Raw genomic sequence first — 26921 nt, 5'->3', positions numbered from 1 at the left:
CTGAAATTTACTGAGTTCGGGCACTTTTGTTATTTATACATTTAATTCTAAAAGTCTTTTCACTTCAGCCACATCTTTGTCTCCTCGTCCTGACAAGTTTACGATAATTATATTATCTTCCTGTAAAGATGGAGCTAATTTCATAACGTGTGCAATCGCATGGGCACTTTCAAGCGCAGGAATAATCCCTTCCGTCCGTGAGATTTCTTGAAAAGCTTCAAGTACTTCTTTTTTTGTGACGGTAACATACTCGGCCCGTCCCGAGATCTTAAGATAGCTATGCTCAGGACCAATTCCAGGATAATCCAAACCAGCTGCAATAGATTCTGTCGGCAGCGGATTGCCTTCATCATCTTGAAGACAAAGACTATTAAAACCGTGCAGCACTGCTGGCTTTCCTTGTGTTAAAGTGGCCGCTTCAACTGGCTCAGACCCAATTAAACGAACGTCTTTATCTTCCAGATAAGCAGAAAACGCTCCAATTGCATTACTTCCGCCGCCTACACAAGCAACAACAGCATCGGGCAGGCGTCCTTCTTTTTCAACAATTTGTCTTTTTGATTCTTTACTAATTACTGATTGAAAGTAATGAACAATCGACGGATATGGATGAGGGCCAACTGCAGACCCAATCAAGTAAAAGGTGGATTCATAGTTTGCAACCAGATCTTTTAACGCTTCATCGACCGCGTCCTTTAAACGGCCTCCCCCTTGGTTAACAGCTACAACTTCAGCTCCTAATAATTCCATACGAAACACGTTTAATTCCTGTCTTCGCACATCTTCTTTTCCCATATAAATAGTGCAGTCTATATTCATCATGGCACATGCTGTTGCTGTCGCAACCCCGTGCTGGCCGGCCCCTGTTTCAGCAATAACGCGAGCAGCTCCCATTTTTTTAGCAAGTAAGATTTGACCTACTACATTATTAATTTTATGGGCACCAGTATGATTTAAATCTTCTCTTTTTAAATATATTTTTGCGCCTCCCAATTTTTTGGTTAAACGCTCTGCATAGGTTAAAGGATTTTCTCTTCCGACATATTCTTTTAAATAATAATGATATTCTCTCAAAAATTCGGGATCATCTTTAAACCTTAAGAATGCTTCATCTAATCGTTCGAGGACAGCTTGTAATTGTTCCGGTACAAAACTTCCGCCAAATTCTCCAAAATAACCTTTTTCTTCTGAATAATTATTCATCATCTGCTCTCTCCTAAATAAATCTTTGTCTTAATGGTTTTTAACACCCTCTGTAGGCATAGAAGAGAAAAGTTCCACTTCTTCGAGTCTGTTTCTTTGTTTCATAAAATAATAACGAATACTGTCAACAAGTGCATGCCAGCTTGCTTCAATAATGTTAGCAGACACCCCAATAGTACTCCACGTTTCTTTTCCATCGGAAGATTCAATTAAGACTCTTACGGTGGAAGCGGTCGCCTCTGCCTCATCGAGAACACGTACTTTATAATCAGACAAGTACATCTCATGTACAAGAGGATAAAATTCTCCTATTGCTTTTCTAAGAGCATGATCGAGTGCATTCACAGGGCCATTTCCCTCTGCAGCTGTCATTACGGTTTGGTCTTTAATAATCATTTTCACAACTGCTTCGGTCGTAAAGCTTCCTTCTTTTTCTTTATGGGTAATGATTTTAAAATGATCCAGTTGAAAGTAATCGTGATTTTCTCCCATGCCGTTACGGATAAGCAGTTCAAAAGATGCTTCTGCTGCTTCATATTGATAGCCTTTATGCTCCATATCCTTCATTTTTTCAATCGTTTCTTTGACGGCCGGGTTGCTTTTATCAAGAGAAAGACCCAATTCTTTTGCCTTAAATAATAAGTTGCTCTGACCTGCTAATTCTGATACTAGTACTCTTCTTTCATTGCCGATTTTTTCAGGGGTAACATGTTCGTACGTTTCTGGATGTTTTAATACAGCGCTCACATGCATACCGCCTTTGTGTGCAAAAGCACTTTTCCCTGTAAACGGCTGACCATTTGGCGGTGTTTGGTTTGCTAATTCATGAATGTATTTAGATGTCTCTGTTAATTGTTTTAACTGATCAGAAGACACGCACTCTATACCCATTTTTAACTGCAAGTTTGGAATTACGGATACTAAGTTAGCGTTGCCGCATCTTTCACCGTAGCCATTAATCGTGCCTTGAATATGACTAGCTCCGGCGTTTACTGCTTCGAGTGTATTTGCTACTCCAAGTTCTCCGTCATTATGGCAATGAATGCCTATTTCTACTTTTAGTTCATTTTGGACCTCTGTTAGTATGGCGGCTATGTCAGAAGGAAGAGACCCTCCGTTTGTGTCGCAGAGCGTTACACAATCTGCTCCTGCGTCTTCGGCTGCTAAAATTGTTTTTAAAGCATATGCTTTATTATTTTTGAATCCATCAAAAAAATGTTCCGCATCAAAAATAACTTCTAAACCGTGTTCTTTTAAGAAACATACGGAATCATAAATCATATTTACATTTTCTTCTAGAGACGTTTGGACTGCTTCTGTTACGTGAAAATCCCACGTTTTACCGACTAAGGCTGCGGCTTCTACCCCGCTTTCTAAAATTCTTTTTAAATTAGGATCTTCTTCGGCTTTTAAACCAGGTCTGCGGGTCATGCCAAATGCTGTAATAATAGCTTGATCTAAGGATAAGTCTTTTGCGCGTTCAAAGAAGTTCAAGTCTTTCGGATTGCTTCCAGGCCAGCCGCCTTCAATATAATGAACACCCATTTGATCTAATTTATTTGCAATCTTTATTTTATCATCTACAGATAAGCTGATTCCTTCCCCTTGCGTGCCGTCACGTAATGTTGTATCGTACAACTTCACCTGTGCTGCCACTGCCATTCCCCCACTTTACGTTCTTAATTTCTCAAATAATTGAAACACTTTTCGATTAAAATGATGACACATAGTATAGCACATGAAAAGACATTTGACCACTGGGTATAGACACACTTTCAGCTGTTTATTATTAGTTTGTTCTTCTGCTCACTAACCGCTGTGTATGCATCGCAATATAGACGCTCTCATCTTCGGGAAGGGAGAGTCTATAGCGATTCTCAAAGGCAGAGACTGCCATTTCTGCAGCTCGAAAAGCCTTTGGGTAGCCCATCTTCATCATTTCTATTAATTCTGCTGGAGCTTTAGTTAATTCTTCCTCTACTTCGGCAGCTTTTACGGTGACATGCAAATGACTAATCAGACCTTCATAAGCTATCGTGTTTTTAGGAAAAATAGTATTTAACTCCTCTTCCATAATGTTTACCATGTAATGTAATGCTTCTGTATGCTCTTTTAAAATTTGAGGAGACATTTTCTTTTTTGTGGATTTATACAAATGTAATGCTAAAAAACCAATTTCGTCTTGTGCTACGTCTTTATTGACATATATCTCAATTTTTTTTGCTGTTTTTTGTGCGAGCTCGAAGGCATCAGGATAAAGGGTTTTAATTTCCTGCAGCAAATGGTTGTTAATTTTCTTGTCTTGTTTAAGCCTTTTCATTAAATGAACCAAATGATCAAAAAACAGTGCATAGGAATGACTGTCAAAATGTTTTTCGTGTTTTTGTTCCAGCCATGAAACGATTTCCTGCACTAACTTCGTATCGCCATTTTCTGTTAAAGCTAACAAATGAACAAACGGGGTTTGACTATTTGGGTTGTGAACAAAAAGTTTTTCTACCTTTTCTGGATTAATCTTATCATGCTTCTTTTTTTGAAAAGCCAAGCCAGAGCCTATAGCGACTTTTTCTTCTTCATTATGAAGTACTATAGCAGCATTGTGATTTAATACTTTTTGGATAACCATGTCGACCTCTCCATTTACAAACTAGTAATGATTATTATTGTAAGGAAAAGCCTTTCTTTTTTAAAGGAAAATCTGCAAGCATCCTAAAAATGGATACTTGCAGATTCCGTTCTGTCTGCCTTTTAACCTTTTACAGTTATTGTCATGATTTCCGTTTCTCCAGCTGTCAAACTGCTAACTTCTTTTCTTTCCAGGTTATCAACCTGGTCACCTTCTGTGAAAACAACAGGAGTAATCGTACTCTTTGCTTTTTCTTTAACATCCTCGATAGCAAACTCGACTAGCACATCTCCTCTTTTCACTTTGTCCCCTTCACTCACACGCCCTTCGAAGCCTTCTCCATTTAGTGATACCGTTTCAAGACCGATATGAATAAGTACATCGAGTCCCTCATTTGATTTTATACCGACTGCGTGTTTTGTAGGAAAAACTTGTACAACTCTTCCGTCAACAGGCGAGACTATTTTTCCTTCAGTAGGTTCTACAGCAAAACCATCCCCCATCATTTTTTCTGAAAAAGTGGGATCAGGAACATCCGTTAAATCAACAAACTTACCAGTTGCAGGTGATGTGATACTTACATCTTTAGGTTCTTCTTTTTTACCAAACAACTTTTTCAACATTTACTCTCACCTCATTATTCCATGTATTGCCGAAAAACTAATATTTCAAACACCTCTGCTATCATAAGGCATTCCTTTGCACAGCGCAATGAAAACATTTTTAAACTTATTTCTTTCTAACTGACATGGAACGATAAAATAATATTGCCGCACTAAGCCAGGCAAATCCTGCAAGATATCCTGCTATAACATCACTTACATAATGAACCCCTAAATATACCCTGCTGACACCTATTAAAAAAATCAAAAGACAAAAACCTATACCATTCATAAGCTTTAATATTAAACGATTCATCATAAAAAAACATAGAACAGCAAGCATACCATATAAAGTTACAGCATTCATTGAATGACCGCTCGGAAAACTAAAGCCGGAGACTTCAATAAGCTGGTCAATATCAGGTCTTTGTCTTTCGTAGACAGCTTTGAGTACATAATTAAATAAGCCTCCTCCTGCGACAGAAAGGGCCAATATCCATCCTTCTTTCCTTTTTTTAAAAAAGAAAAAACATACACATAGTATAACGGTAATTGCACTAGTAAACGTTACAGAAGCTAATGAGGTAAGAAATGAAAAAATAGCTGTAAGACCTTCAGAATGAAAAAAGGGAATACTTTTCATGACTAGTTGGTCAACTATAATAAGTTTATCTGTTTGAAGATAGCCAGCTATTTCAAAAAAAAGATATAAACAACTGATAACGATGAACAAGGAGAAAAATCTATATAACCACTTCTTTGCATTTAAATGTCTATACATTTTGTTTACAGCATCCTATACATTAATTTTTTCTTCTTACCCATTTAACATGATATAGCAAACCTTCTTTTCTTACACTATCATGATTCCTTTATACATATTAGGCTTTAACCTTGCCATTTTTTGATTTTTTTCATAAAGTACAGTACGCAATCAGTTAAAAGAATTGCAGTGAATCAATGAAAAACTCTCATTTCTCTCTTCGAGAACAGGGCTGCTCCTAGAACAGGACAGTCCTGTTCTTTTTTCCATTTCATTCCTAACAAAATCTCATCCTTTCTTAACCGTATAAAAATCAAAGCCTGATTTAGGAAACTTTTATAAGTGCCTAAACACACTTCATAACAATGAATATAGTGAATATGAATGAATTCATTACTAAAAGTTGAGGAACGGAGTGAAAGAATGATTAACCAAAATACACCATATTATTCCGCATCTTTCTTGAAAGAAGAAAATAATAACGCTAAACGCTCGGAAAAAGAAGAAAATACGGAAGAAAAACCAGTAGCTCGAGACCCTTGGAGTGATCTCTTGTTTGGAAGGCCGCAACCTACTTCTAACACAGACGAAGGCAATGATGAGCATACCGAAAACGATGATCGTCCGCGATTTTCTTGGTTTTAGCGACTCACTATCTAGTACACGGAGGCTAGAGCACTTCTAAAGCTGCTCTAGTCTTTTAAAGCAGCCCCCAAATATCAAGCCATTTTACTATTTGGATTAAAGAAATAACCGTTTCCAGTTACGTAAAGAGAATCCACCGCTTAAAGACTCAAGACATAAAACCTTATAATTGGAATCCCATGAAAAACGTTCGTGTAATTAGAAAAAGATTTTCTTTAACGAACCTTGAGAACAGCAGCAATAACATTCAGATCGTCCTGTACGTTGAAAGCAGAGATTTGGCTATATTTTTTGGTCTCACAGTATAAAAGGAAAGAACCGCTCCGCAATTGGAACGGTTCCTTTTTTAATGGTTTTTAATATCCGCCATAACCCCACGCAGCTCCTACGATAATAAGCAAGATAAACAGAACGACGATTAACGCAAAACCGCCTCCATATCCATATCCACCAGACATATATATTTCCTCCTTTTTGTATTTTCAGAATTACTATATGTATGGAGATAGTCATTTGACCGGGCGAATATGGAAAAATATTATTTTTTTTGGATGATTCAATAAGAAAAGCGCAAGTGCCTTGCTCACGAGCGACAAGTCCTGGAGGGGCGGCATATGGAAAGCTGATCTTTGTTTTTCATTGACGAACCGAAGGAATCTCGAGCGAGTAGGCGCTTGCGCTAGACATGTAAAACGCCAACTATTTATAATTTTTTACCTTTTAAAAAAGAACCAACTTACGCTCACAGCAGAAGTTGGCAGTAATTGTTTATTTTATTGTTACCTGATAAGTCTCAAGCCAATAGTTTACTTGCCATAAATATGCAAGCAGCTGCGGCCCCGTCATTAATTGACCAAACCATGGAACTTTAAATGAAGCTCCGTTACTTTCTGCCAGTTTTTTTAACTGGCTTGGATCCATAAGCTCATACAGAGGCGCTTCGTTTTTAGATAAAATATCATTCATTTTTTCTGTCATCATTGTTGTATATTTCGGATGGTGTGTTTTCGGATAAGGATTTTTCTTTCGATATAACACATCATCAGGCAATATTCCTTCCAATGCTTTTCGCAATATCCCTTTTTCTTTCCCGCCCCATCTTTTCCAATCTGACGGAACATTCCACACGTATTCTACTAACTCGTGGTCAGCAAACGGGACCCTTACCTCTAGACTAGCTCTCATGCTCATGCGGTCCTTTCTTTCTAACAAAGTCGCCATGAACCAATTCATGTTTAGATAAGACATTTCTTTGTGTCGTTTCTCTTTTTCATTATCATTTGGGGAATACGGAGTTTCATTTACCGTTTCCCTGTATCTTTTTAAAGCGTATTCTTCCATGTTTATGTTTTTACGATATTTATCATTTAGTAATTGGTGTCGTTCATTAAGCGACGAAATCCACGGAAAACCAGTTTTATTTATGAGATCTTCCCTATAAAACCAAGGGTACCCTCCAAATATTTCGTCGGCACATTCCCCTGATAAAGCCACTACAGCTTGCTGTTTTATTTTTTTGCAAAACCACAATAATGAAGAATCTATATCCGCCATCCCTGGCAGGTCTCGTGCAAGCACTGCTTCTTTTAATGAGTCCGTTAACTCCTCAATCGTTATTGATTCGTAATGATGTTGTGTGCCAAAAGTATTTCTCATTTTATCAATGTATGTTTGGTCACTATCTGGTTGATAATCATTTGATTTAAAGTATTTTTCATTATCTTCATAATCAATCGAGTAGGTATGCAGTTCTTTTTCGTATTCCTGGGCAGCTATAGCTGTTAAGGCACTAGAATCCAATCCTCCAGATAAAAAAGTACTTACCGGCTTATCTGATATCAGCTGTCGTTTTGCAGCTTGATAAACCAAAGTTCTTATGGCTTCAGAGGTCTCTTCTGCCGTTGCGTTATGAGGTTTACCTTGTACATTCCAATAACGTGTCATTTTTGAACCTTGTTTAGAAACATTCATAACATGTGCTGGTTTTAATTCACTGATTCCATCATAAATACCAGATCCCGGGGTTCTCGATGGACCTAAACTAAATAAATCAAGCAAACCTTCTTCTTTAACAATAGGTTTTACACTTCTGTGAGCTAACAAAGCTTTTAATTCTGATCCAAATATAAATCCATTTTTAGTTTCTGTATAAAATAATGGTTTGACTCCTAATCGATCTCTTGCTAAAAAAAGACTTTCATTCTCTTCATCCCAAATTGCAAAAGCGAATATACCGTTCATTTTCTCAACGCAGCTGCTGCCCCACTCTATATAAGAAGTTAACACTACTTCTGTATCGGAATGGGAAGAAAACGTGTGACCTGCTTTTTTTAGTTGAGAACGTAACACATCCGTATTATACAATTCTCCGTTATAAACGAGGACATAACGTTTTTGATTTCGTTCTTTAAGCATTGGCTGCTTTCCACCTGCAGGATCAATGACAATTAATCTAGAATGGCCAAAAATGATGTGCTTGCTGCTATACGTGTTTTGTTCATCTGGGCCCCGGTAACGAAGGGTATTTGTCATTTTGTTTATTTCAGATTGTTCCTGTTTCATGTCCTTATTAAATTGCAGCCATCCTGTAATTCCGCACATTAAAAAAACCCCTCTCTGCAGCAAAGTATGCCGTCTAACATACTAATTCATGCTATTCAGACAGGGGTGAAATGTGCCCTTTTATTTTATGTTTCTATAAAATAACCTTATACATGTTACGTTTATAACTTTCTTAATGGGCGTTTACTTCCTTCTGCTAATTAGTTTTTTTATTTAGCGTATTTTGTTAATATTCGATCCACTTGTCTCCCGTAGCTTTCACCGAAAATGTTTAAATGAACGAGCAGATAATAAAGCTGATAGAGGGCTTTTCTCTCATCAAATAAAACATCAATCGTTTTCATTTCTTGATATGCATCATACACCTTTTTGGAAAAACCACCGAATAAATAAGTGAAAGCTAGTTCAAATTCATGATCCCCATACCATACAGCAGGATCAATAAAGTAAGGCTGACCATTTTCACCAGGAAGCCAATTTCCTCCCCAAAGATCTCCGTGGAGCTTTACCGGATGCTTATGATCAGGAACCCAATCATTTAAATGATCAAGTATATAATGCGCTTTTCTGTTACGTTCTTTCGGCATGCGGCCGAGAGATCTGGCTAGTTCTATTTGAGGCTGCAGTCTTTTGTCACGCAAAAAAGCTACCCATGATTCTTCATAGTCATTTACTTGTGGTAATTCACCAATGAAATTGTCTTCTTCTAATCCAAAAAATGATCCGCTGCTGCAATGTAATGACGCTATCGCCCGTCCGAGCTCTTCCTCTGTCTGGATAGAAGCTGTTCCTATAACTGGTTCCATCACAATATATTTTTTGCCCCACCCATATATGCTAGGAACGAAAAGATCTTTTGCTTCTTCTAAAAAGCGCAGTCCTAATGCTTCCTGTCGGAAAAAATCAGTAGGAGCCTCTTCGTGCCACTTCACAAAGTATGATTGACTATTTGTATGTACAAGATAAGCTGCACTAATACTGCCTCCAGAAACCGGTTGAATACTTTCAATCTTTTCGTTTATCCCTGCTCCTGTCAATGCTCTATGAATAGATGTCTTCATACGCTTTCTCTTCTCCGAATCCATGCTAATAAGTTTGTACAACTTAAATCAACCATATCGTAAACTTCTTCAAAATTTCCAGTCAAATACGGATCTGGAACATCTCCGCCACTAAATTCAGGATGAAAATCAAGAAGTTTACCTGCATATAAAGTATCGGTTTTACCTTTTTGTAGTTTCTCAACCTCTGATATGTTAGCCTCATCCATCGAAATAATATATGTAAAGTTCTTGAAGTCATCAGTGCTTATCTGTCTCGCTATTATTCCTTCATAAGATACAGCCTTTTTCTTGAGTATGCTTCTAGTCCCTTCGTGAGGCGGCTTGCCAATATGCCAATGACCGGTCCCTGCAGAATCCATTTGAATTTGATCACTTAACCTTGCACTAGAGACCTTTTTTCGAAATACCGCTTCTGCCATAGGAGAACGGCAAATATTTCCAAGACAAACAAATAACACATTAATTTTCATTTCCTGCGAATGCTCCTTTTATTCTTATTATACTGCTCACGGTTACTTCTGACAAAACTTTCTTATATTGTTAACCAATAAAATCTTAAACTTTCTTGACAGTGTAAAAAAACACAGAAGCATCCTGGACACTTTTGATATTTACAATAAGGAATCTTTTAAAATAGAGTTTCTCTGTCAAATGTGGTGGTGTGATTTTCACTCCACCATCTATTTTTAAAAGGCTCTTTCAATAAAAATAGTGATTTCACATAGGCCGCTGAGGAGAATATATTCACTTTCCGCGGACGAACGCCCGAGCATCCTCGTCAAACCCACGCTACGGGGTCTCGGTTGCCCGTTTTTCCGCAGAGTCTCGCATATTTCCTCTGCTAGGTAAACCATTCCTATTTTAGGCTAGAGCCTTTCTAACCTCTTGTCTCCAACAATGTTTTCGTTCAACGTCTTTAACCCTATAGGACATACGTTTTACCACTTTAATGGTGTTGTTCACACCTTCAATGCACCCGATATTGAACGGATACAAAATGACTGTAGAATCTCTTGTTTCCAACGTTTAAATGTTTTCATCCACATTTAGTATAGAGCCAAAATAGAAAACTGCTAAAACACGAAAATAGAAAATATAACCTATTAAAAAATCGCTGCCACTTTATAGGCGGCAGCGATTTATATCTATTTATGGTGTGAAGCTATACAAAAATTTCTTGATATTCCGTTTTTACTTTTTCGAGAATGGCTTCTACCGAAGAAAACTCATTAACGTCATAATTTTTCACACTATACAACGTATCGTCTTCTCGACCTCTTAGGATTTGAACGACTTCTTTTTGATCAGCTTCCTTCATACAAAACCGTCCATTTTCCTCAAAGTCACATTTACTATTTTGAAACTTTTCATAAAGAACTAGGTAATCGTTCTTTGTTTCATTCTCGAAATACTCTTTCGCTTCCACCAGGTCATGTACTATCACATGGACACTTCCTTATCTTTGTAGTTTTTTCTCGTGGCACGTTATCGAAATACTTCTTATAGCCGAAAAGGGTTAACAACCTGTAAATGATAAACAAATCATATGAAAGTCTTCAGGTGAAGTTAACCACTCCCTTCGTTTGAAGCACAACCTGTATCTTATGAAAGATGTAAGGATTTTGCAATCTTTAATATAACTTTATATGCAATTATTTTGCGTTTTATACCCTGATTAGTAAATTCATCTTTGCTATCATTCTTTTTTCATGGAAATCCTCTAGATGAAAACGCCTTCTTATTTTTTATTAGAAAAATTAGGTTTGCCATTCAAATTGGTGATTGGCTAAGTCCATTTTTATTCTTAATCCGGTTAAACAGCCCCTTATCTTTTTAGGCATAGAGATTAACAAGCAATCCCCTAATTTCTCCAACTTTATCAAGAATATCTATTGCCTGTTTTTCTTTTTCCATTACTGCGTTTGTTAGATCAAGCAATTTACGATCAACTTCCTCTACTACTTTATAAATTTTTGTTCTTCCACGCCTGTTAAAACCACGTTTTTCTTCTAAATTCAAGCCATGATCTACAGCTTCCTTCATAAAATCTTTAACCAGCTGTTTATATTTGCGCAGTTCTTCAACAGTACGGGTTTCAGATAAGACTTTACCTTGATCATCTATTTGTTCAATCATTTTGGTGAAACGATCATATGCTTTATCCTGACGTCGTTGATCCATTATTTCTGTAAATGAGACGCTTGTCCGGGATGTTTCTTTCCCTTTAGAAGAAGGCGGATGGACACCCGTTTGCATGACTTTTTGAATATCCACTATTGTCACGACCTTTACACTATATTTCTTGTTACATTTTACCATACCATAGCAAAAAGGCGGAAAAGATTTATTGTTCAATATTCGCTTCAGGCAGACGCATTCACCGATATAATGTTGGTTTTTGATAACCAAATAGCACTTTTGAAATTAATTCCTTTAACAAGTTAAACTTTTATAAAGTAAAAAAATCCGGAAAAGTGCCTCTTTTTCACTCTTCCAGATTTTTCCCGTTTATTGAAGCAGCTGTAAAACGCCTTGTGGAAGCTGATTGGCCTGGGCCAGCATTGCTGTTGCAGATTGATTAATAATGTTATTTCTCGTAAATTCAGTCATTTCCTTAGCCATATCCGCATCCCGAATCCTTGACTCGGATGAAGTGAGGTTTTCATGAGTAACCTGCAAATTCGTTACGGTATGCTCCATACGGTTTTGAACAGCTCCAAGTTTTGCTCTTGCATCTGACACATGATTAATAGCATCGTCAAATTGTATAATCGCTTTGCTAGCACCCTCGTGAGTTGAGACATCCACCTCATCAACACCTAATTTTTCTGCGTCCATTTTAGGGATGTCCACCATGACTTGCTGGCCTGTATTTGGACCGATTTGAAAAGCAAGAGAGTTGTTGATAACATGAAAATTAGATGACCCATCACTAATGTTAGCGCTAAACTCCAACTCTAAATCCCCCAGCTGGATTTTGCCATCTTTCGTTGAAACTTCTTCTTTTAATTCAATGTTATCTTCAGCACCGATAAGCAATTCAAACGTTCCTTCGGCTTCGAGTCTGAACTTGCTTTTACCCTCTGCAGTAATGTCATCCAAGGATAATTCAATCCCGCCTACGTTCGATTGTTCTTCATCTGAGATTTTTTGACTGTCTATTTCAATTCCTTTATCATCGTAAAGTGTTACGAATGCAGATTCATCGTCTAAATCTTCTACTTCTATAGTGTATTCACCCAATCTCTGATTTTCATTTACAGTCACTTCATCTTGGATTGACAGCACCTCGTCTGCACCATCTATTTTTAAACTTTTTTCTGTAACAGATATACTATAGTCACCTGGCTGCATTTCAGTATCCAACGGAACTGGCGGAGAGGCTAGATTAGCATTATTTTCATCTTCGTTTAAATACGAGTAAACAGCACTTGACCCATCGAGCAGTTTTTTCGTATTAAATTCGGTTTTATCAGAAATACTGTCAATTTCTTTTGTCAGCTCTGATATTTCTTTTTGCAGCTGTTCACGGTCATATTCTGTATTTGTATCATTGGATGCTTGTACTGCCAGTTCCCTCATGCGCTGCAGCATTGAGTGAATCTCCTGCATGGCACCTTCTGAAGTTTGCATTAATGAAATGCCATCCATTGAATTTCGTTCAGACTGCTTTAACCCTCTAATTTGGGAACGCATTTTTTCAGAAATCGCAAGTCCAGCTGCATCATCAGAAGCACGGTTAATCCGAAGGCCGGATGAAAGTTTTTCTAAGTTTTTTGATACTTGATTTTGGTTTTGATTTAAATTCCGATAAGCATTTAATGCTTGAATGTTATTATTTATCTTCACTCTTTACGCCCCTTTTCCACTATTCAGCATACAATGCATTCTTTTCATAAGCATTTTTTCTTGCCCGCACAGTTTTTGATTGTTTATCTGTTTGTGTAAGAATTGCCTCATTCCAGGCAGCAGAAATGACGTGCAATATACTTGCTGCTTCTTTGGCTTTTTCTATATTTTTCTCGATATTCGCTATTATTAAGAGCTCACTCATATAGTTATACAAAGCATCTAATTCATCTGCTATGATGCCGGCATCATAATTTAAGCCAACACCAAGGCGTTCGAGAATATCTACCGCCCGCTGAAATTTCTTGTTTGCGAGCATATAATCTTTTTTTTCAATAGAGGAAATTGCTTCTTCTAGACTTTGTTCACATGCTTCGTATAACATCATTGTCAATTCTTGTGAGGTTTTTTGTTGTAGGATTTCATCTGATAAAAAAGTCATTATCATGCCCCTTTCGGGTGATCTATTACTACTATCGGTTTTATGACCCTCAGCCTTAATATTTCTTTTCCATTTCTTCGATAAGCAGCAAAATTTCTGCTATAACAGAATAAAGCTGCGGAGGGACATTATCACCAAGGTCCATATCTAATAAATTTTCTAGTAGTCCAGGGTCTTCCTGCATATGAATATTATTTTGTTCAGCCAATGATAAAATGCGGCGAGCTACCTCTCCTGATCCTTGTGCTGTTACTTTCGGAGATTCTCCCTCATCATATTTTATAACAGCAGCGGTCGGTCCATTTTTTATTTTCCGCTGCTTGTGATTATAATAGTTAGAAATCATCATACCTTATAATCAAACCCTTTCTCGGTATAAAAAGGTAAATTTTCTGTGTCATGTTTTTCTGCCTGAAAATCATCCTCTTCTTTTGTATTCAATGATTGGTAATTGATGCTTTTAATGTTATAACCAAGCTCGCTTAAGCCTTCTAGCGTCTTGTTTACAAGCGGCTCCATCATTTGCTCAAATTCTTCATGATCATTTTTTAATGTCACAGACAATTGCCTGTCACTAGCTTGCACCATTATCCCTGTTTCCCCTAAAGAAGGAGTTTCAATAAGAAAATAAAGATTGCAATTTTCCCAGTCGAGTTGACTTCCTTCTTGTCTTGATTGAACGTATACTTGTAATTGCTGTAGTTGATCTTTCAATTGTACGGGAAGGTTAAACAATAAATGCTGCAAGTTATTACCGTGATCTGCCTTACTCATTAATTGCTGCCCTGTAATATTCGAAAGAGCTTGACTTGATTTCTGCTGGATATTGCTGCCTTCTTCCTCATGTTTTATGAGCTGCAGCAATGCATTTTTCATGTTTTGCTGATTACTTTGCTGCTGACTATTTTGTTCTTTATTGGCAGATGCAAACATTTGTCCAATTTCACTTTCTCTATTCAAGCCGAGGCTGCGAACAAGTTCAAAAACTTGCCTTGACGACGGCTCCTGCATGACAGCTCGAGCTTGCTCTGATGTTTGCTGAAAAGAAGCATTTGAAGATTTGTTAACAAACAGCCTTTCTTCATTCATAATAAATTGTTTCACTTTTTGTTCGGTTGGTTTGAATTCTAATTTACTCATTGAATCTTGTACCTCGTTTACAACCTTATGAGCTTCTGCAATCTTTCCTTTTCCAAGCAATTGTTTAGCTTCGGCAAGCTGTCCACTTGCTTGAAGTAATTGGCGTTCTGTTTTCATATCCGTAAAAAGCATGACATCGCTTCTTAAAATGGCCCGATCTAATTTTTTAATAGCTGCCTCTAGAATTTGTTTAGCTTGAGGCGCTGAATGTTTCTCTTGCTGTATTAATTTCGATGCTTGCTCTAATTGCTTTAATGTATCTTGTTTTATTTGTTTAAAATCATCCGTCACTTTTATTAGTTTCTCTGTAACTCTCGTTTCAAGCAGCTGTTTTGATTCAAACGGTACCGATGTCTGGATTGCTTCATTAACTGCATAGGAAGAAAGTTTACTTTGATTGTCATTTACTTGCACAGTCTTAGTTAAATCTTCAAGTAAGTGATGAGTATGCTGTCTCGACGCTAATTCTTTTCCCTGATTTAAAAGGATTTGAGCCGTGGCTGTCTGTTCAGCCGCCGATGGCTGCAAACGGTTTGGCAGTGATGGAATCAATTCATCTCTCACCTGATTTAATAACTTGTTCATGTCAGGTTCCTGATTTACCTTTTTTGTCAAAGATGGCAGCAAATCTTGAACATTTGTTCTTTCTTTTCCCGTTACTTCAATTTTTTCCAGTCTATTTGTCATGTGCTTCCTTCCGGCTTCATGCAGCTGTTCTGATTGATTAATGAGTTTTGCAATTTCACGCACAGCCGCCCTATCAAATCCTGCTTTTTCTAAAGCTTGCTCGATGTCAAGATGTATTGCTCCCTTATTTCCGGCTGATGAACTTGCTGTTTGGGAAAGCATTCGATCTAATGTTTGTGCTATTTCCCTTTTATCCCCGTGTTGTAAAAGCTGTTTTATGTTTTGAAGCACTTTATCGGCAGGTGCACCAGCTTGTAAATCCTTGCGCAGCTGATGCAAAGGTTCTTCTAGTCTTTCCATTGGTGCGGGGACAATTTTAGTCCCTGCACTTTTTGCTAACGTTCCCAAGGCATTATCGAGCTTTTCCCGTCCAGCGTTGCTTAGTTGTTCTGCTTCTTTTATAGCTTGTTTTAATTGAGAAGCTTGTTCTCTAGTAAGTTCCGAATGATTTAATACTTCACGTTGTATTTGTTTAATCGCTTCTTTAGCAGAGCCTCCGTTATGTAATGCATGACGAATTTCTTGAATATTTTCTTTTAAAGACGAACTCCCTGATCCAACTTTCTCTCTAGGCAATGCCCCGTCAACCGTTTTCAACGTATCAGACAATACTTCTTTTGCTTGACGTGTCTTCCCTTTTGAAATAAAATTTTCTGCTTCTTTTACTCCTTTTTCTACATCTGATCTTTGTCTTTCTGTTAGAGCGGAATGATTGATTATCTTTTCTTTGATTTCTTTTATGGTTGCAGCTGGTTCCTCTCCTTTTTGCAGCTGCGTTCGTAAATTCTGTACTGTTTCTTTTAATCCTTCTTTATCACTCGCTTCCGCTGCTCTTATTCCTTTTTTTACTGCCTCATTTACTTGGTCATCTGATATTTGAGTTTGTGATTCTTGAGGATTGGAAGTAGATGCAGAGAGACTTTTCATAAAATTAACAGCACTTTTACTATGTAAACCTTCATGTATATCCCTTAAGTTATTTTCTGTTATCTCAATCCTTTTATTAGCTGCCGCTTGCACCGTTTGTAATTTTTGCTCTGTTGTACCTGATGATTTTTCCATGAAGTTTTGTAGAGAGCGAGCGGATGTTTTGGTAAGTGCTGTGCCTGAATCTAACAAAATTGAAGCTCCGTTTTTTACGGAATTGGAAGGCTGATGAACTCCTAAGTTTTTTAAAATAGAAGAAGTAGAAACTGCCCGGTTTTGTCCGGCTATATTATTTTGGTTGTTGGTAATAGCTCGAACCTGCAGTTCGTCATCTTTTCTGTTAGTTACTTGAAAAGCAATGTTGTTCTGCTTAGGCATGGCACCTTGAAACGTTGCATTTATTTTCGTGTTTTGCAGACGTATTGTCGCTTCATTGTTTCCTCGCCGTTCTAATATATTCGCACGATATACAGCACCCTCTCGTAATGGTAAAGAGGAGGGGGAGTGGTTTTGTTTTGAAGATATATTTGCTGACAATTTCACGCTGTTCACCCCGATCAATCACTCTATCTTTATTATCGGTTTCATTATGGTTATATTTATAAGACTTACGGACTAGATACATTAAAATACGGCGTTTTCGTAAATTAAGAAAAGCACAAGCGCCTTGCTCACGAGCGACAAGTCCTGGAGGGTCGGCATATGGAAAGCTGATCTTTGATTTCCATTGACGAACCGAAGGAATCTCGAGCGAGTAGGCGCTTGTGCTAGACATATAAAACGCCGAATTTTTTAATTTCTTACCTTTTAAAAAAGCTTGTGTATTTCACACACAGCCTATTTTTTATGAGAGCTTCCTTTTGAAATAATGTTGTCCCCATACTTATTGGTCAGTTTAGCAATAGAATGAGATAGTTCAGCTTCTTTCACATCTTTTTTGTAAGAAAATAAGTCTAGTTGTTTATAAGCTTCTGAATGAGGAATAACGTTTAATGCGGTCAACCCTATTAATCGGACCGGTTTACCATTCCAATGCTTATTGAGCAATTCGGCTGCCTGTCGTTTTATTTCTGCCGCCGTAAAAAGCGGGTTGGGAAGTTTTCTGCTTCTTGTTATCGTCTGTCGATCACTATATCTAATCATCAACTGTATGTTAGCCGAAGACACTCCTTTTCGTTTTAATCTTATTTCTACTTTTTCAGAAAGAGTCTGAATAACGTTCATCAGCTCTTCTTTATCTTGTACGTCGGTAGACAACGTTGTTGAATTTCCCACACTTTTAACTTCCTTTGCAGCTTCTGGGTCCACTCTACGATAATCTATTCCATTGGCTCGTTCACTTAATTTTTTGCCTTTCACTCCAAAGCGCCCTTTAAGAGAAGAAGCCGAACAAACAGCTAAATCTCCGATAGTAAATATATTCCACTCTTTTAATTTTACGGCTGTCTTATGTCCGATACCATGCATCTCTTCAACGGGAAGAGACCATAATTTTTGGGGTACTTCTCGTTTTCTAAGGACCGTCACGCCTAACGGCTTTTTCATGTCGCTTGCCATTTTTGCTAAAAATTTATTTGGAGCTATTCCAATACTGCATGGCAATCCTAACTCTCTATTCATTCTGTTTTGCAATTCATATGCGTTTTGAACTGTTTTTCCTTCTTTAAAAGGAATGGTCATATCCAGATAACCCTCATCGATGGAAACAGGCTCTACTAACTCTGTATATTCCTCTAATAAATGAAACATCTCGGCAGAAGATGCTCTATACTTATCAAAATCAGGAGGTCGAATAATTAAACCGGGGCATTTTCTTTTTGCTTCCCAAACAGGCATCGTAGTCTTCACTCCATACGCTCTTGCCTCATAACTTGCTGTCACTACGATTCCTTTTCTTTCTTTTGGGTTGCCTGCTATAGCTAATGGTTTTCCGGCTAAAGAAGGATCGTGTATTCTCTCTACTGAAGCATAAAAACTATTAATATCTACATGAAAAATTACTTTTCCTTTCCATTGCCTTCCCATCGAATCCTCCTTGTTCTTTCTCGAGTGCAGCGAATGCCGTTGTTCAAAAAATTGGTTGGGCCGAGTGCAAATCGCCTGCCTAAAGTATAAAGAAAACTTGGCTTAGCGCAAATACCTTTAGGTACAGGCGATTGCCTAGTTGCACTTATACTAATTTCCTCAACATTTTAACGACGTCGATGATTCATCCACGCTAAAATTTTATGCTTTCCTATCAGTGTAAAAAAAAGAAAATCCCCTATAAGGGGAATAAGAGCACCTTATTTTATTGTTTGCTAAAATCACTCGTTTTTTCGACCCAGCGCACAAAATTTTCACCATGGAAACGGCTGTTAGCAGCTTGCAAAAACAAATGAAAATGTTTTAAAAAATCTTGGTTAGATCTGCCGTATTCTTCTATAAACTGTAAAAATCGATGTGTTTTTTCACTTGAAGCTTTGCGTATCTCTTCCCCTTTTTCCGTTAGAGTAACATAAGAAACGCGCAAATCATTTTCATTTTTTTCTATTTTTACTAATTGTTTACTTTTTAATCTTTTTATAATCTGCATAACAGTGGATAAATCCCATAGCCCAAGTTCCGCTATTTTGGACATAGTAGCTTTCTTTTCCATAAATAAAATCCAAAGAATATGCTGTTCTGCCTGAGTGATTCCTAAGTCGTTTGCAGCAGACTGCCAATCTTCTTCGACTACCTTAAGTGCTCCACGCAATAAATTTAAATAGGAATGATAATTAAGATGTTGATCTTCCATGGTTCCTCTTCACCCTTAATATGTTTAACTTAGTACTTCCTAGAACTTTTGAAATGTTATCTTTTAGATTTGCTTTCTTCAATAATGGCTGTCACCATTTCTGTTAATTTTACTAGTTCTTCGACAGAAATTTTTTCATTTGTAGTATGGATCTCTTCATAACCCACAGCTAAATTTACCGTTGGAATTCCATAACCGCTAATAATATTCGCATCACTTCCTCCACCGCTTTTCAACAGTTTAGGAGTTCGTCCAATTTTTTGTCCCGCTTTCACAGCTGTAGAAACAACATGATCATTTTTATTTAATTTATAACCTGGGTACATAACGGTAACTTCAACTTCTGCTTTTGCACCCATATCATTTGCTGTTTGTTCGAACGCTGTTTTCATTTTTTCAACTTGTTTTTCCATTTTTTCTTTAACTAGTGACCTTGCTTCAGCAAGCACATAAACTTCGTCGCAGACGATATTCGTTTGTGACCCTCCTTCAAATCGGCCTATATTTGCTGTTGTTTCTTCATCGATACGACCGAGAGGCATTTTCGAAATAGCTTTCGCCGCTACTGTTATTGCTGATACTCCTTTCTCTGGTGCAACTCCGGCATGTGCTGTTTTCCCTTTCACCTTTACTATTATTTTTGATTGAGTTGGGGCTGCGACAATAATGTTGCCAACCTTTCCGTCACTATCTAAAGCATATCCGTATTCGGCTTTTAATAAAGTTTCATCCAGAGCTTTTGCGCCTACCAGCCCGGACTCTTCCCCTACGGTAATTACAAATTGAATCGTTCCATGAGTTAAATTATTCTCTTGAACTGCCCGGATGCATTCTAGCATTGCGGCAATTCCGGCTTTATCATCTGCGCCTAAAATAGTGCTTCCATCTGTTTGAATATAACCGTCTTTTATTAACGGTTTAATTCCAAGTCCTGGGACAACGGTATCCATATGGGAAGTAAAATAAATACAATCAGCCTCGGTATTTCCTTCCCATGTGCATATTAAATTCCCGGCAGCATGCTCCGTTGTCTCACCCGCGTCATCTTCTTCTACTTTAATCCCAAGTTCTTCAAATTTTTGTGTTAACACTTTACTGATTTGTTTTTCATTTTTTGTTTCGGAATCAATTTGTACTAGCTCCATAAATTCATTAACAAGGCGTTCTTCATTAATCATAAGCGTTCCTCCTGCTATGTTCATTTCCTAATGAATTTTTGTTTATAAAGTATATAATAAGCTTTATTTCTTTTCGCAAAACTCAAATAGCACTCGTCCTGTTGAAGCCGGATGTAAAAAAGCAATGTCAGCTCCACCGGCTCCTTTTACCGGTTTATCATTTAATGTTTGGATGCCATCGTTTTTTATTTCGCGGAGCCGTTCTTCAATGTCTGCTACACCAAGTGCTACATGATGTATACCCTCGCCTTTTTTTTCAATAAATTTTGCTACTGGACTTGAAGAGTCTAATGGCTCTAGCAGTTCTATTTTCGAAGCACCGATAGCTATAAAAGCAACTTTAATTTTTTGGGCTTTTACTTCTTCCATTTTCAAAAGTTCTAACCCGAGTACATTTTCATAAAAAGGTAATTGCTCTTCTATTGACTTTACTGCAATTCCAATATGATCGATTTTTTTTGGTGGTTTTTGCATTATCATCCCTACTTTATGTATTTATTAGTCGTTTTCAGCATGTATAGCTTCTAGGTGCAGTAGCTTTTTTCCTGTTTTCAAAAGCAATTAAAGGTTGAGTGTTGTCCTTTTGCCCCGTAAAATATAAACTAACAATATGTATGGAGGGAAAAACATGCCTAAAAAATTTCAAAAAACGATTATTTATATAATGATCATAACATTAGTCGTCGGAAGTGTCCTCACAGGTGCAGCCACTTTCTTTTAAGTTAAAATTGAATGAATGTAAAAAGCCCCCAGCCATTCGGAGGGGCTTACTGCTTAATTTATAACAATTTTAAATCTTCTTCTAAATAATACGGTTTATCTCCGTAACGAAGCCCTCTTTCATTAACGATCTGGGAAATGGATTTTGGACTGCTTTCGATCCATACTTTTGTTCCCGGAATAATTTTTTCAAATAATTGATTCACTTCTTCATTTTTCATACGGATACATCCATTCGATATATGACGGCCGATCGATTCAGGACGGTTCGTGCCATGTATCCCGTAAATCCTTCCATTTGTGTTTTCAGCATCAAAACCAATCCATCTGCTTCCTAAAGGGTTTTTCGGGTCACCGCCTTTAATATCCAACTTTCGATAATATGGCCGGATTGCTTTCACAATGACTGTAAATTCTCCTTCAGGTGTCAATAACTCTGTTTTCCCGGTCGCAACATGATATGTTTCTTCGATTTCTCCACCTTCTATAAAAGCGAGCTGATTTGTCCGTTTGTTTATTATAATATAGGGATCGCCTGCATCAGGTACTGCGTTCAGCGGCCATAAAACAGATTGTAGCATGAAAGAAATTATAGCGATATTACATAATTTCATTTTCCTCAACGCCCCCGCGTCCATTACTGAGAATGAAGTTTTAATTAGTATCTCTCCCATTATGATCTCTATTCAATCGTTTCTCAGACACTGTACGGGTGCGCTTTGGATCTGGTTTGAACATTTTTTTTATCAGTAAATACTCTTCTATTTCATGTAGAATATAAAAAAGTGACGACCTTATTTCAAATTCTGCTCTTGATTTTGGAAGCTCCATTTTCTTTATTTCTTCTCTTAGTTCATTCAGTCTAATTAAAAAATATCCAGCTGTATTGCCTGGAGTAACAGCTTGACTTAATTCTTCCATAAAACCTGCCATTTTTTCTCCTTGAATAACCGTTCTGTCTAAAGTCGAAATAAAAGGCAGAATACTTTCTATAACATCTAATTGTTTTTCTCTCATATTAAAATAGTGATAAAAATAGTCATCATGCCGCAAAAAATGGTTGTCAATATTTTTCATTGCCAAACTTTTTCCTTCTTCTATAAGAGAGGAAACTTCTGCAATTTCCTTTCCGTCCCAGGAATTATCACCGTAACGGAGATAAGAAGCGTATTCTTTCCATATTTTTTTAAAACATTCCTCAAGCTTTACTTGTTTCCAAATCAAAGTCTTTTCTGCACTAGGCATATACATGTTCATTACAAGAGCAACACCTACTCCAATCGTAATCAAAAAAATCTCGTTTATCCATATAGTAACGGAAACATTCCCATAGGTATACAGATGAAGCATGATTACAACACTAGTTACTACACCTTTCTTTACTCCTGCTGCTACAGCCGTTGGAATAAACAACAAAAATAGAACGGCAATCGAAATAGGATGATAACCTAACACTTCAAAAATAACACTTCCATACCCTAATCCGATAACACAAGCGACAAATCGTTCCCAAGAAGCACGCACGGATTCTTTTTTTGTTATAGATATACAAAGAACGGTAATAATTCCGGCTGAAACAAAAAATTCTAACTGTAAAAGCTGTGCAATAAAAATAGCTAATGCCGCACCGACTGCTGTTTTTAACGTTCTATAACCAATTCTCCATTTTGGCATGTGTATCTCCTTCGATTTTAAAAATTCGGCTGTGAAGTACAAAAAACTGCACAAACTAATTGTGCAGTGCTGCTAGTATGTATTCATTTATGGCGCGCCTACCAGGATTCGAACCTGGAATACGAGAACCGGAATCTCGCGTGATATCCCTTTCACCATAGGCGCAAACGTATCTTTTTCTCAGACAACGTCTATTCTATCTGATTTCCCATTCTCTGTCAATAGAAATATAAGGAGAAATCAGAAAAGGAAGGCAGCTGAGTATATCAGCTGCGGCAGCTAAGGTTATTCTTCAACCTCTTCCTTTGTGCCTTCTTCAAGCATTTGTTCAAACTTTTCACCAATTTGTTCTTGTGTATATCCAAATTGGTGAAGACGTTTCGTGAAATTCTGGGCATATAACTTAGTTCGCTTAGCCATTTTTTTGTATTTTTTTGTTTCTGACGCATTTTTAGTTGTCTTCGCACGATTTTCAGCATTTGACATAATGCTTTCTACAACAAACAAACCTTTCCAAATACTGTCTTCCTCAAAACTTTCCGCTTCTCTGTCTAATTTAGATATGACGTCCTGATAAAATTGTTGAAATTCTTTAAAAGGAATTTCTTCATCCATATTTAAATACTTCTGCACTTGATCATATAATTTATCCATTGTTTTTTCAGCCCTTTATGTATGAATTCTTACGTTATTATATCACAACAATTTTTGGAAGAGTCAAGGTTTAGAAAAATTCTGTTTGTTTGCGCGTATAAGAAACGTTTCAAACACTTCGTCCTCTGTAAACGGCTGCAATTTATGTCCTGTACGTTGAATAATCGTTCTCATATTAGAAAAGCGCAAGCGCCCTGGTCAGCCGCGACAGGTTCTGGAGCTTTCGCGCAGGGTCGCCTGCGGCCCGGAGTCGAAAGGGAAGAAACCCCGAGCGGCTGGGCGCTGAAGCTAGACATGTAAAACGCCAAATATTTATAATTTCTTACCTTTCAAAATAAAATACCGCCACCTGTAAAACGGAAAGCGGTATTTCTTTTTATTAATTACAATATTCGTCGAATGCTTTTTCGAGTTGTTGAACGACCTCGATCGGCTCATGGCCTTCAATTTCATGACGCTCAACCATTTTTTGAATTTCCCCATCTTTAACGAGCGCAAATGAAGGAGAAGATGGTGGATACCCTGTAAAATAGGAACGAGCCTTTTCGGTTGCTTCTTTATCTTGTCCAGCGAAGACAGTTACGAACCGGTCAGGTTTCTTTTCGTAATTTCTCATATACGCTGCTGCTGGACGAGCAATCCCGCCTGCACAGCCACAAACAGAGTTGACCATTACTAGTGTTGTTCCTTCTCCACCTAATGCTTCTTCTACTTCTTCGGGAGTACTCAATGATTCGTAACCTGCTTCTTCCATTTCCTTTCTTGCCGTCTGTACAACATCATTTATCATAAAGTTAAAATCCATTTTATCCATCCTTTCATATCAAAATGTAATGTTCTGATCTTATTGTATCGAAAAAATGGAAAAGACAGCAAGTAACTTTACTTTTTGAAAGAAAAATGTTCAGAATCAGTGATTTAATGCTTCATTTAAATTCTCAATATTTTTATTCATAAGAGTAAAATAATCCTCGTCATTAGCAATATCTTCTTCTGTTAAAGATTCTAAATTGTGTAAATACAAGGATTCAGCCCCTACTTCACTTTGAACCACTTGTGCAACTTTAGAGGAAACATTTTGTTCAAACATAACATGTTTTAATCCGTTTTCCTCCGCTAATTGGACAATGTTTTGTAATTGCTTTTGAGAAGGTTCATTTGTAGGAGAAAGACCTGAAATTCCGATTTGATGTAAACCATACTTCTCCTCCCAATACCCATATCCGGCATGAGATACTAGAAACGTGTTATTTTCCGTTTTTGCTGCCATTTCATCAAATTGCTCATGTATATTATTTAATTTTGTCTTCAAATTATTAAAATTTTCTTCAAATACTTCTTCATTTTCAGGCTGAAGTTCAATTAGTTCATCTTTAATCTTTTCGGCTGCTTCACCAGCAAGTATAGGATCTAACCAAACATGCGGGTCTTGGTCACCGTGGTCATGGTCATCTTCTTTTCCATCATTTTCTTCTTCTCCGTGGTTCTCGCTTCCATGATCATGTTCTTCTTCCTCGTGTCCACCACTTCCATGATCATGCCCTTCTTCTTCTGTTTCTTCGTGAGAATGCGCATCATAAATATTTAAATCCAACTCTTCTGTTACTTCAATTGTTGCTGCACCTTCTTGCTGAGCTGTATCTTTAACTGCATCAGCAAACCCTTCCATACCTGCTCCATTATAAATAAAAGCATCTGATTCTGCGACTTTTACCATTGTTTGAGCTGTTGGTTCAAAGCTATGGACATCACTGCCAGCTGGTACTAGATTCTCTACTTGAACTGCATCACCGCCGATTATCTCTGTGAATTCTTCCCATGGGTACAACGTCGTATAGATTTGCAGGGGTTCGCTTTCATTTTCTTCTGTGTCACCTTGATTTTGTTCTTCTGTTCCACATGCTGCAAGAGAAATAGATGCTCCTAATAACAGCAGGAAAATACCTTGCTTTTTCATTTTCTTTCCCCTTTCGTAATCATTACGCTTTTTCTCTCAGCATTTTATCGTAAAAGTTACGATTTGTAAACAAGAATCATTCTGTTTTATTAGAAAAACACTGCTTGTGATTTGAAGGTTTTAGTGTCTGCAAATAGAAAAAAAGAGCTGTTCCTATATAATTTGGAACAGCTCCTGACTTTCTTTAATAAATATTCGCTGATGCAGGATCAAAATTTTCCATTTTATCTTTAATTCTTGCTAAAAACTTTCCGCAAATCAATCCATCTAAAATACGGTGGTCGAGGGATAAACAAAGATTCACCATGCTTCGAATGGCAATCATGTCTCCTTGCATAACAACCGGCTTTTTATTTATTGATTCAACAGATAAAATTGCAGCCTGTGGATAATTAATAATTGGCATTGATTGCACAGATCCAAACGTCCCTGTGTTATTAACAGTGAAGGTTCCACCTTTCATTTCTTCACTGCTAAGCTTCCCGCTTCTTACTTTATGGACCAATTCATTTATTTCCTTGGCAATACCTTTAATACTTTTTTCATCCGCGTTTTTAATAACTGGCACATAAAGCGCCTCGTTGGTACCAACTGCTATTGAAATATGAATACCTTTTTTTTGAATGATTTTATTACCGCCCCATACCGAATTAATTTCCGGAAATTCTTTTAGAGCTTCAACAATAGCCTTTATAAAAAAGGGCAAAAAGGTTATAGAGAATCCTTCTTTTTGTTTAAAATCATTTTTAATTTTATCTCGATAAGAAACAAGGTTTGTGACATCAGCTTCTACCATTGTCCAAGCGTGAGGAATTTCCTGTTTACTTTTCACCATATTTGCAGCAATTGCTTTTCTCGTCCCGCTTAATGGTATTTCTGTATCTTGATCACCAGCTTCTGGTTTTTCGTCTGGCTTTTGTTTATACGTCGGGTACATCGGAGTGGATATTTCGTCTTCTTCCTGAACTGGCTTTGTTGCAGCTTTTGTTTCTGAAACATTTTCCGAACGTATTAGATGCTCTAAATCTTTTCTTGTTATTCTTCCGCTTCTTCCTGTTCCTTCTACGTTAGATAAATCAATGTTATGTTCTTGTGACAGCTTCATTACTGCAGGAGAATACCTTTTTTTCATTGAAGAGTTATCTGCAGGGTCAGGGTTTGAAGCATCGTCTTCTGTTTTTTTTGTTGTCTCTTTCATTATTTGAGCTGTATCCATATAACAAATAAGCTCTCCGACCTGAACAGTTTCATCTTCTTTTGCCACGATATCAGTAATGGTACCTGAATAAGAAGAAGGTACTTCAGCATTCACTTTGTCTGTCGTTACTTCTGCTATCGGATCATATTTGTTCACTTTATCCCCGGGTTTTACCAGCCATTTTGTAATCGTACCTTCGGTTACACTTTCACCAAGCTGCGGCATTTTTATTTCTTCAGCCATATGGCCCC

The 26921-nt window shown here is 37.4% G+C and carries 28 protein-coding genes, 1 tRNA gene and 1 pseudogene; 2 read left to right on the top strand and 28 right to left on the bottom strand.

Annotated features, from left to right (window positions below):
- Positions 1-33: 33 nt before the first annotated feature.
- From trpB to FZF09_RS03730, 5 genes are all read right to left on the bottom strand, one after another.
- The gene (gene trpB, locus FZF09_RS03750) at positions 34-1203 is read right to left on the bottom strand and encodes a tryptophan synthase subunit beta (RefSeq protein ID WP_158735433.1); all 1170 of its coding nucleotides are present in this window, start codon (positions 1201-1203) and stop codon (positions 34-36) included.
- 30 nt (positions 1204-1233) lie between these two features.
- The gene (gene cimA / locus FZF09_RS03745) at positions 1234-2859 is read right to left on the bottom strand and encodes a citramalate synthase (protein WP_158735236.1); all 1626 of its coding nucleotides are present in this window, start codon (positions 2857-2859) and stop codon (positions 1234-1236) included.
- Between the two features lie 133 nt (positions 2860-2992).
- Complete coding sequence (locus tag FZF09_RS03740) at positions 2993-3829, bottom strand: PRD domain-containing protein (RefSeq protein WP_158735235.1); 837 nt, start codon at positions 3827-3829, stop codon at positions 2993-2995.
- A gap of 122 nt (positions 3830-3951) precedes the next feature.
- Positions 3952-4452 (bottom strand): PTS sugar transporter subunit IIA, encoded by a 501-nt coding sequence (locus FZF09_RS03735; protein WP_158735234.1) that lies wholly within the window; start codon positions 4450-4452, stop codon positions 3952-3954.
- 106 nt (positions 4453-4558) lie between these two features.
- On the bottom strand, positions 4559-5212 hold the full coding sequence (locus FZF09_RS03730) for a phosphatase PAP2 family protein (protein ID WP_158735233.1): 654 nt from the start codon (positions 5210-5212) through the stop codon (positions 4559-4561).
- Positions 5213-5617: 405 nt separating this feature from the next.
- Here FZF09_RS03730 and FZF09_RS03725 point away from each other — a divergent pair, with 405 nt between their 5' ends.
- A complete protein-coding gene (locus FZF09_RS03725) occupies positions 5618-5839 on the top strand; it encodes a hypothetical protein (protein ID WP_158735232.1) in 222 nt (73 codons plus the stop codon).
- A 356-nt stretch (positions 5840-6195) separates the two neighbouring features.
- Here the strand turns inward: FZF09_RS03725 and FZF09_RS03720 are convergent, their stop codons facing one another.
- The 16 genes and pseudogenes from FZF09_RS03720 to mce form a co-directional block, all read right to left on the bottom strand.
- The gene (locus FZF09_RS03720) at positions 6196-6297 is read right to left on the bottom strand and encodes a YjcZ family sporulation protein (protein WP_091579377.1); all 102 of its coding nucleotides are present in this window, start codon (positions 6295-6297) and stop codon (positions 6196-6198) included.
- Between the two features lie 310 nt (positions 6298-6607).
- The gene (gene asnB, locus FZF09_RS03715; protein WP_158735231.1) at positions 6608-8440 is read right to left on the bottom strand and encodes an asparagine synthase (glutamine-hydrolyzing); all 1833 of its coding nucleotides are present in this window, start codon (positions 8438-8440) and stop codon (positions 6608-6610) included.
- A gap of 170 nt (positions 8441-8610) precedes the next feature.
- The gene (locus FZF09_RS03710) at positions 8611-9462 is read right to left on the bottom strand and encodes a fructosamine kinase family protein (RefSeq protein ID WP_158735230.1); all 852 of its coding nucleotides are present in this window, start codon (positions 9460-9462) and stop codon (positions 8611-8613) included.
- Positions 9459-9935, bottom strand: a complete 477-nt coding sequence (locus tag FZF09_RS03705) for a low molecular weight protein-tyrosine-phosphatase (protein ID WP_158735229.1) — start codon at positions 9933-9935, stop codon at positions 9459-9461. The genes FZF09_RS03710 and FZF09_RS03705 overlap by 4 nt, the downstream gene beginning before the upstream one ends.
- A 391-nt stretch (positions 9936-10326) precedes the next feature.
- Positions 10327-10502, bottom strand: a pseudogene (locus tag FZF09_RS23445) (transposase); the annotation flags it as partial.
- A 125-nt stretch (positions 10503-10627) separates the two neighbouring features.
- The gene (locus FZF09_RS03700) at positions 10628-10909 is read right to left on the bottom strand and encodes a hypothetical protein (protein ID WP_158735228.1); all 282 of its coding nucleotides are present in this window, start codon (positions 10907-10909) and stop codon (positions 10628-10630) included.
- Positions 10910-11298: 389 nt separating this feature from the next.
- Positions 11299-11739 carry a YaaR family protein gene (locus tag FZF09_RS03695; protein WP_158735227.1) on the bottom strand — a complete coding sequence of 147 codons (441 nt, stop codon included), beginning with the start codon at positions 11737-11739 and terminating at the stop codon, positions 11299-11301.
- Between the two features lie 234 nt (positions 11740-11973).
- A complete protein-coding gene (locus FZF09_RS03690) occupies positions 11974-13314 on the bottom strand; it encodes a flagellin N-terminal helical domain-containing protein (protein WP_158735226.1) in 1341 nt (446 codons plus the stop codon).
- Positions 13315-13333: 19 nt separating this feature from the next.
- A complete protein-coding gene (gene fliS / locus FZF09_RS03685) occupies positions 13334-13756 on the bottom strand; it encodes a flagellar export chaperone FliS (RefSeq protein WP_158735225.1) in 423 nt (140 codons plus the stop codon).
- 55 nt (positions 13757-13811) lie between these two features.
- Positions 13812-14105, bottom strand: a complete 294-nt coding sequence (locus FZF09_RS03680; RefSeq protein ID WP_158735224.1) for an EscU/YscU/HrcU family type III secretion system export apparatus switch protein — start codon at positions 14103-14105, stop codon at positions 13812-13814.
- Positions 14102-17053: a hypothetical protein gene (locus FZF09_RS03675; RefSeq protein WP_158735223.1), complete on the bottom strand. Its 2952-nt coding sequence runs from the start codon at positions 17051-17053 to the stop codon at positions 14102-14104. Before FZF09_RS03675 ends, FZF09_RS03680 begins: the two co-directional genes overlap by 4 nt.
- On the bottom strand, positions 16941-17285 hold the full coding sequence (locus tag FZF09_RS03670) for a hypothetical protein (protein ID WP_158735222.1): 345 nt from the start codon (positions 17283-17285) through the stop codon (positions 16941-16943). Before FZF09_RS03670 ends, FZF09_RS03675 begins: the two co-directional genes overlap by 113 nt.
- Positions 17286-17347: 62 nt before the next feature.
- Complete coding sequence (locus tag FZF09_RS03665) at positions 17348-18535, bottom strand: DNA polymerase IV (protein ID WP_158735221.1); 1188 nt, start codon at positions 18533-18535, stop codon at positions 17348-17350.
- Between the two features lie 265 nt (positions 18536-18800).
- Positions 18801-19289 carry a transcriptional regulator, SarA/Rot family gene (locus FZF09_RS03660; RefSeq protein WP_158735220.1) on the bottom strand — a complete coding sequence of 163 codons (489 nt, stop codon included), beginning with the start codon at positions 19287-19289 and terminating at the stop codon, positions 18801-18803.
- Between the two features lie 56 nt (positions 19290-19345).
- On the bottom strand, positions 19346-20467 hold the full coding sequence (locus tag FZF09_RS03655) for a M20/M25/M40 family metallo-hydrolase (RefSeq protein WP_158735219.1): 1122 nt from the start codon (positions 20465-20467) through the stop codon (positions 19346-19348).
- A gap of 63 nt (positions 20468-20530) precedes the next feature.
- The gene (mce, locus tag FZF09_RS03650; protein ID WP_158735218.1) at positions 20531-20941 is read right to left on the bottom strand and encodes a methylmalonyl-CoA epimerase; all 411 of its coding nucleotides are present in this window, start codon (positions 20939-20941) and stop codon (positions 20531-20533) included.
- A 154-nt stretch (positions 20942-21095) separates the two neighbouring features.
- Here mce and prli42 point away from each other — a divergent pair, with 154 nt between their 5' ends.
- On the top strand, positions 21096-21188 hold the full coding sequence (gene prli42, locus FZF09_RS03645; protein ID WP_158735217.1) for a stressosome-associated protein Prli42: 93 nt from the start codon (positions 21096-21098) through the stop codon (positions 21186-21188).
- Between the two features lie 58 nt (positions 21189-21246).
- Here the strand turns inward: prli42 and FZF09_RS03640 are convergent, their stop codons facing one another.
- From FZF09_RS03640 to FZF09_RS03610, 7 genes are all read right to left on the bottom strand, one after another.
- On the bottom strand, positions 21247-21801 hold the full coding sequence (locus FZF09_RS03640; protein ID WP_158735216.1) for a L,D-transpeptidase: 555 nt from the start codon (positions 21799-21801) through the stop codon (positions 21247-21249).
- A gap of 40 nt (positions 21802-21841) precedes the next feature.
- Positions 21842-22861, bottom strand: a complete 1020-nt coding sequence (locus FZF09_RS03635; RefSeq protein WP_158735215.1) for an aromatic acid exporter family protein — start codon at positions 22859-22861, stop codon at positions 21842-21844.
- Between the two features lie 90 nt (positions 22862-22951).
- Positions 22952-23026 (bottom strand) — tRNA-Arg (locus tag FZF09_RS03630).
- Between the two features lie 120 nt (positions 23027-23146).
- Positions 23147-23515 (bottom strand): hypothetical protein, encoded by a 369-nt coding sequence (locus tag FZF09_RS03625; RefSeq protein ID WP_158735214.1) that lies wholly within the window; start codon positions 23513-23515, stop codon positions 23147-23149.
- A gap of 379 nt (positions 23516-23894) precedes the next feature.
- Positions 23895-24320 (bottom strand): BrxA/BrxB family bacilliredoxin, encoded by a 426-nt coding sequence (locus FZF09_RS03620; RefSeq protein WP_158735213.1) that lies wholly within the window; start codon positions 24318-24320, stop codon positions 23895-23897.
- A 105-nt stretch (positions 24321-24425) separates the two neighbouring features.
- Positions 24426-25472, bottom strand: a complete 1047-nt coding sequence (locus FZF09_RS03615) for a metal ABC transporter solute-binding protein, Zn/Mn family (RefSeq protein WP_158735212.1) — start codon at positions 25470-25472, stop codon at positions 24426-24428.
- Between the two features lie 184 nt (positions 25473-25656).
- Positions 25657-26913 carry a dihydrolipoamide acetyltransferase family protein gene (locus tag FZF09_RS03610; protein WP_158735211.1) on the bottom strand — a complete coding sequence of 419 codons (1257 nt, stop codon included), beginning with the start codon at positions 26911-26913 and terminating at the stop codon, positions 25657-25659.
- Between the last annotated feature and the right edge of the window lie 8 nt (positions 26914-26921).

Source organism: Alteribacillus sp. YIM 98480, from assembly GCF_009765375.1.
GTDB lineage: Bacteria > Bacillota > Bacilli > Bacillales > Marinococcaceae > Alteribacillus.
This window is presented reverse-complemented; position numbering and strand designations above follow the sequence as displayed.

Coding starts and splice junctions, on each gene's coding strand:
- FZF09_RS03705 (WP_158735229.1), bottom strand. CDS start 9,935: ATGAAAATTAATGTGTTATTTGTTTGTCTTGGAAATATTTGCCGTTCT.
- mce (WP_158735218.1), bottom strand. CDS start 20,941: ATGCAAAAACCACCAAAAAAAATCGATCATATTGGAATTGCAGTAAAG.
- FZF09_RS03610 (WP_158735211.1), bottom strand. CDS start 26,913: ATGGCTGAAGAAATAAAAATGCCGCAGCTTGGTGAAAGTGTAACCGAA.
- FZF09_RS03615 (WP_158735212.1), bottom strand. CDS start 25,472: ATGAAAAAGCAAGGTATTTTCCTGCTGTTATTAGGAGCATCTATTTCT.
- FZF09_RS03620 (WP_158735213.1), bottom strand. CDS start 24,320: ATGGATTTTAACTTTATGATAAATGATGTTGTACAGACGGCAAGAAAG.
- FZF09_RS03670 (WP_158735222.1), bottom strand. CDS start 17,285: ATGTCTAGCACAAGCGCCTACTCGCTCGAGATTCCTTCGGTTCGTCAA.
- FZF09_RS03725 (WP_158735232.1), top strand. CDS start 5,618: ATGATTAACCAAAATACACCATATTATTCCGCATCTTTCTTGAAAGAA.
- FZF09_RS03635 (WP_158735215.1), bottom strand. CDS start 22,861: ATGCCAAAATGGAGAATTGGTTATAGAACGTTAAAAACAGCAGTCGGT.
- FZF09_RS03740 (WP_158735235.1), bottom strand. CDS start 3,829: ATGGTTATCCAAAAAGTATTAAATCACAATGCTGCTATAGTACTTCAT.
- trpB (WP_158735433.1), bottom strand. CDS start 1,203: ATGAATAATTATTCAGAAGAAAAAGGTTATTTTGGAGAATTTGGCGGA.
- FZF09_RS03640 (WP_158735216.1), bottom strand. CDS start 21,801: ATGAAATTATGTAATATCGCTATAATTTCTTTCATGCTACAATCTGTT.
- FZF09_RS03665 (WP_158735221.1), bottom strand. CDS start 18,535: ATGGGAAGGCAATGGAAAGGAAAAGTAATTTTTCATGTAGATATTAAT.
- FZF09_RS03730 (WP_158735233.1), bottom strand. CDS start 5,212: ATGTATAGACATTTAAATGCAAAGAAGTGGTTATATAGATTTTTCTCC.
- FZF09_RS03735 (WP_158735234.1), bottom strand. CDS start 4,452: ATGTTGAAAAAGTTGTTTGGTAAAAAAGAAGAACCTAAAGATGTAAGT.
- FZF09_RS03680 (WP_158735224.1), bottom strand. CDS start 14,105: ATGATGATTTCTAACTATTATAATCACAAGCAGCGGAAAATAAAAAAT.
- FZF09_RS03660 (WP_158735220.1), bottom strand. CDS start 19,289: ATGGAAGATCAACATCTTAATTATCATTCCTATTTAAATTTATTGCGT.
- prli42 (WP_158735217.1), top strand. CDS start 21,096: ATGCCTAAAAAATTTCAAAAAACGATTATTTATATAATGATCATAACA.
- fliS (WP_158735225.1), bottom strand. CDS start 13,756: ATGACTTTTTTATCAGATGAAATCCTACAACAAAAAACCTCACAAGAA.
- FZF09_RS03625 (WP_158735214.1), bottom strand. CDS start 23,515: ATGGATAAATTATATGATCAAGTGCAGAAGTATTTAAATATGGATGAA.
- FZF09_RS03655 (WP_158735219.1), bottom strand. CDS start 20,467: ATGATTAATGAAGAACGCCTTGTTAATGAATTTATGGAGCTAGTACAA.
- FZF09_RS03720 (WP_091579377.1), bottom strand. CDS start 6,297: ATGTCTGGTGGATATGGATATGGAGGCGGTTTTGCGTTAATCGTCGTT.
- asnB (WP_158735231.1), bottom strand. CDS start 8,440: ATGTGCGGAATTACAGGATGGCTGCAATTTAATAAGGACATGAAACAG.
- FZF09_RS03710 (WP_158735230.1), bottom strand. CDS start 9,462: ATGAAGACATCTATTCATAGAGCATTGACAGGAGCAGGGATAAACGAA.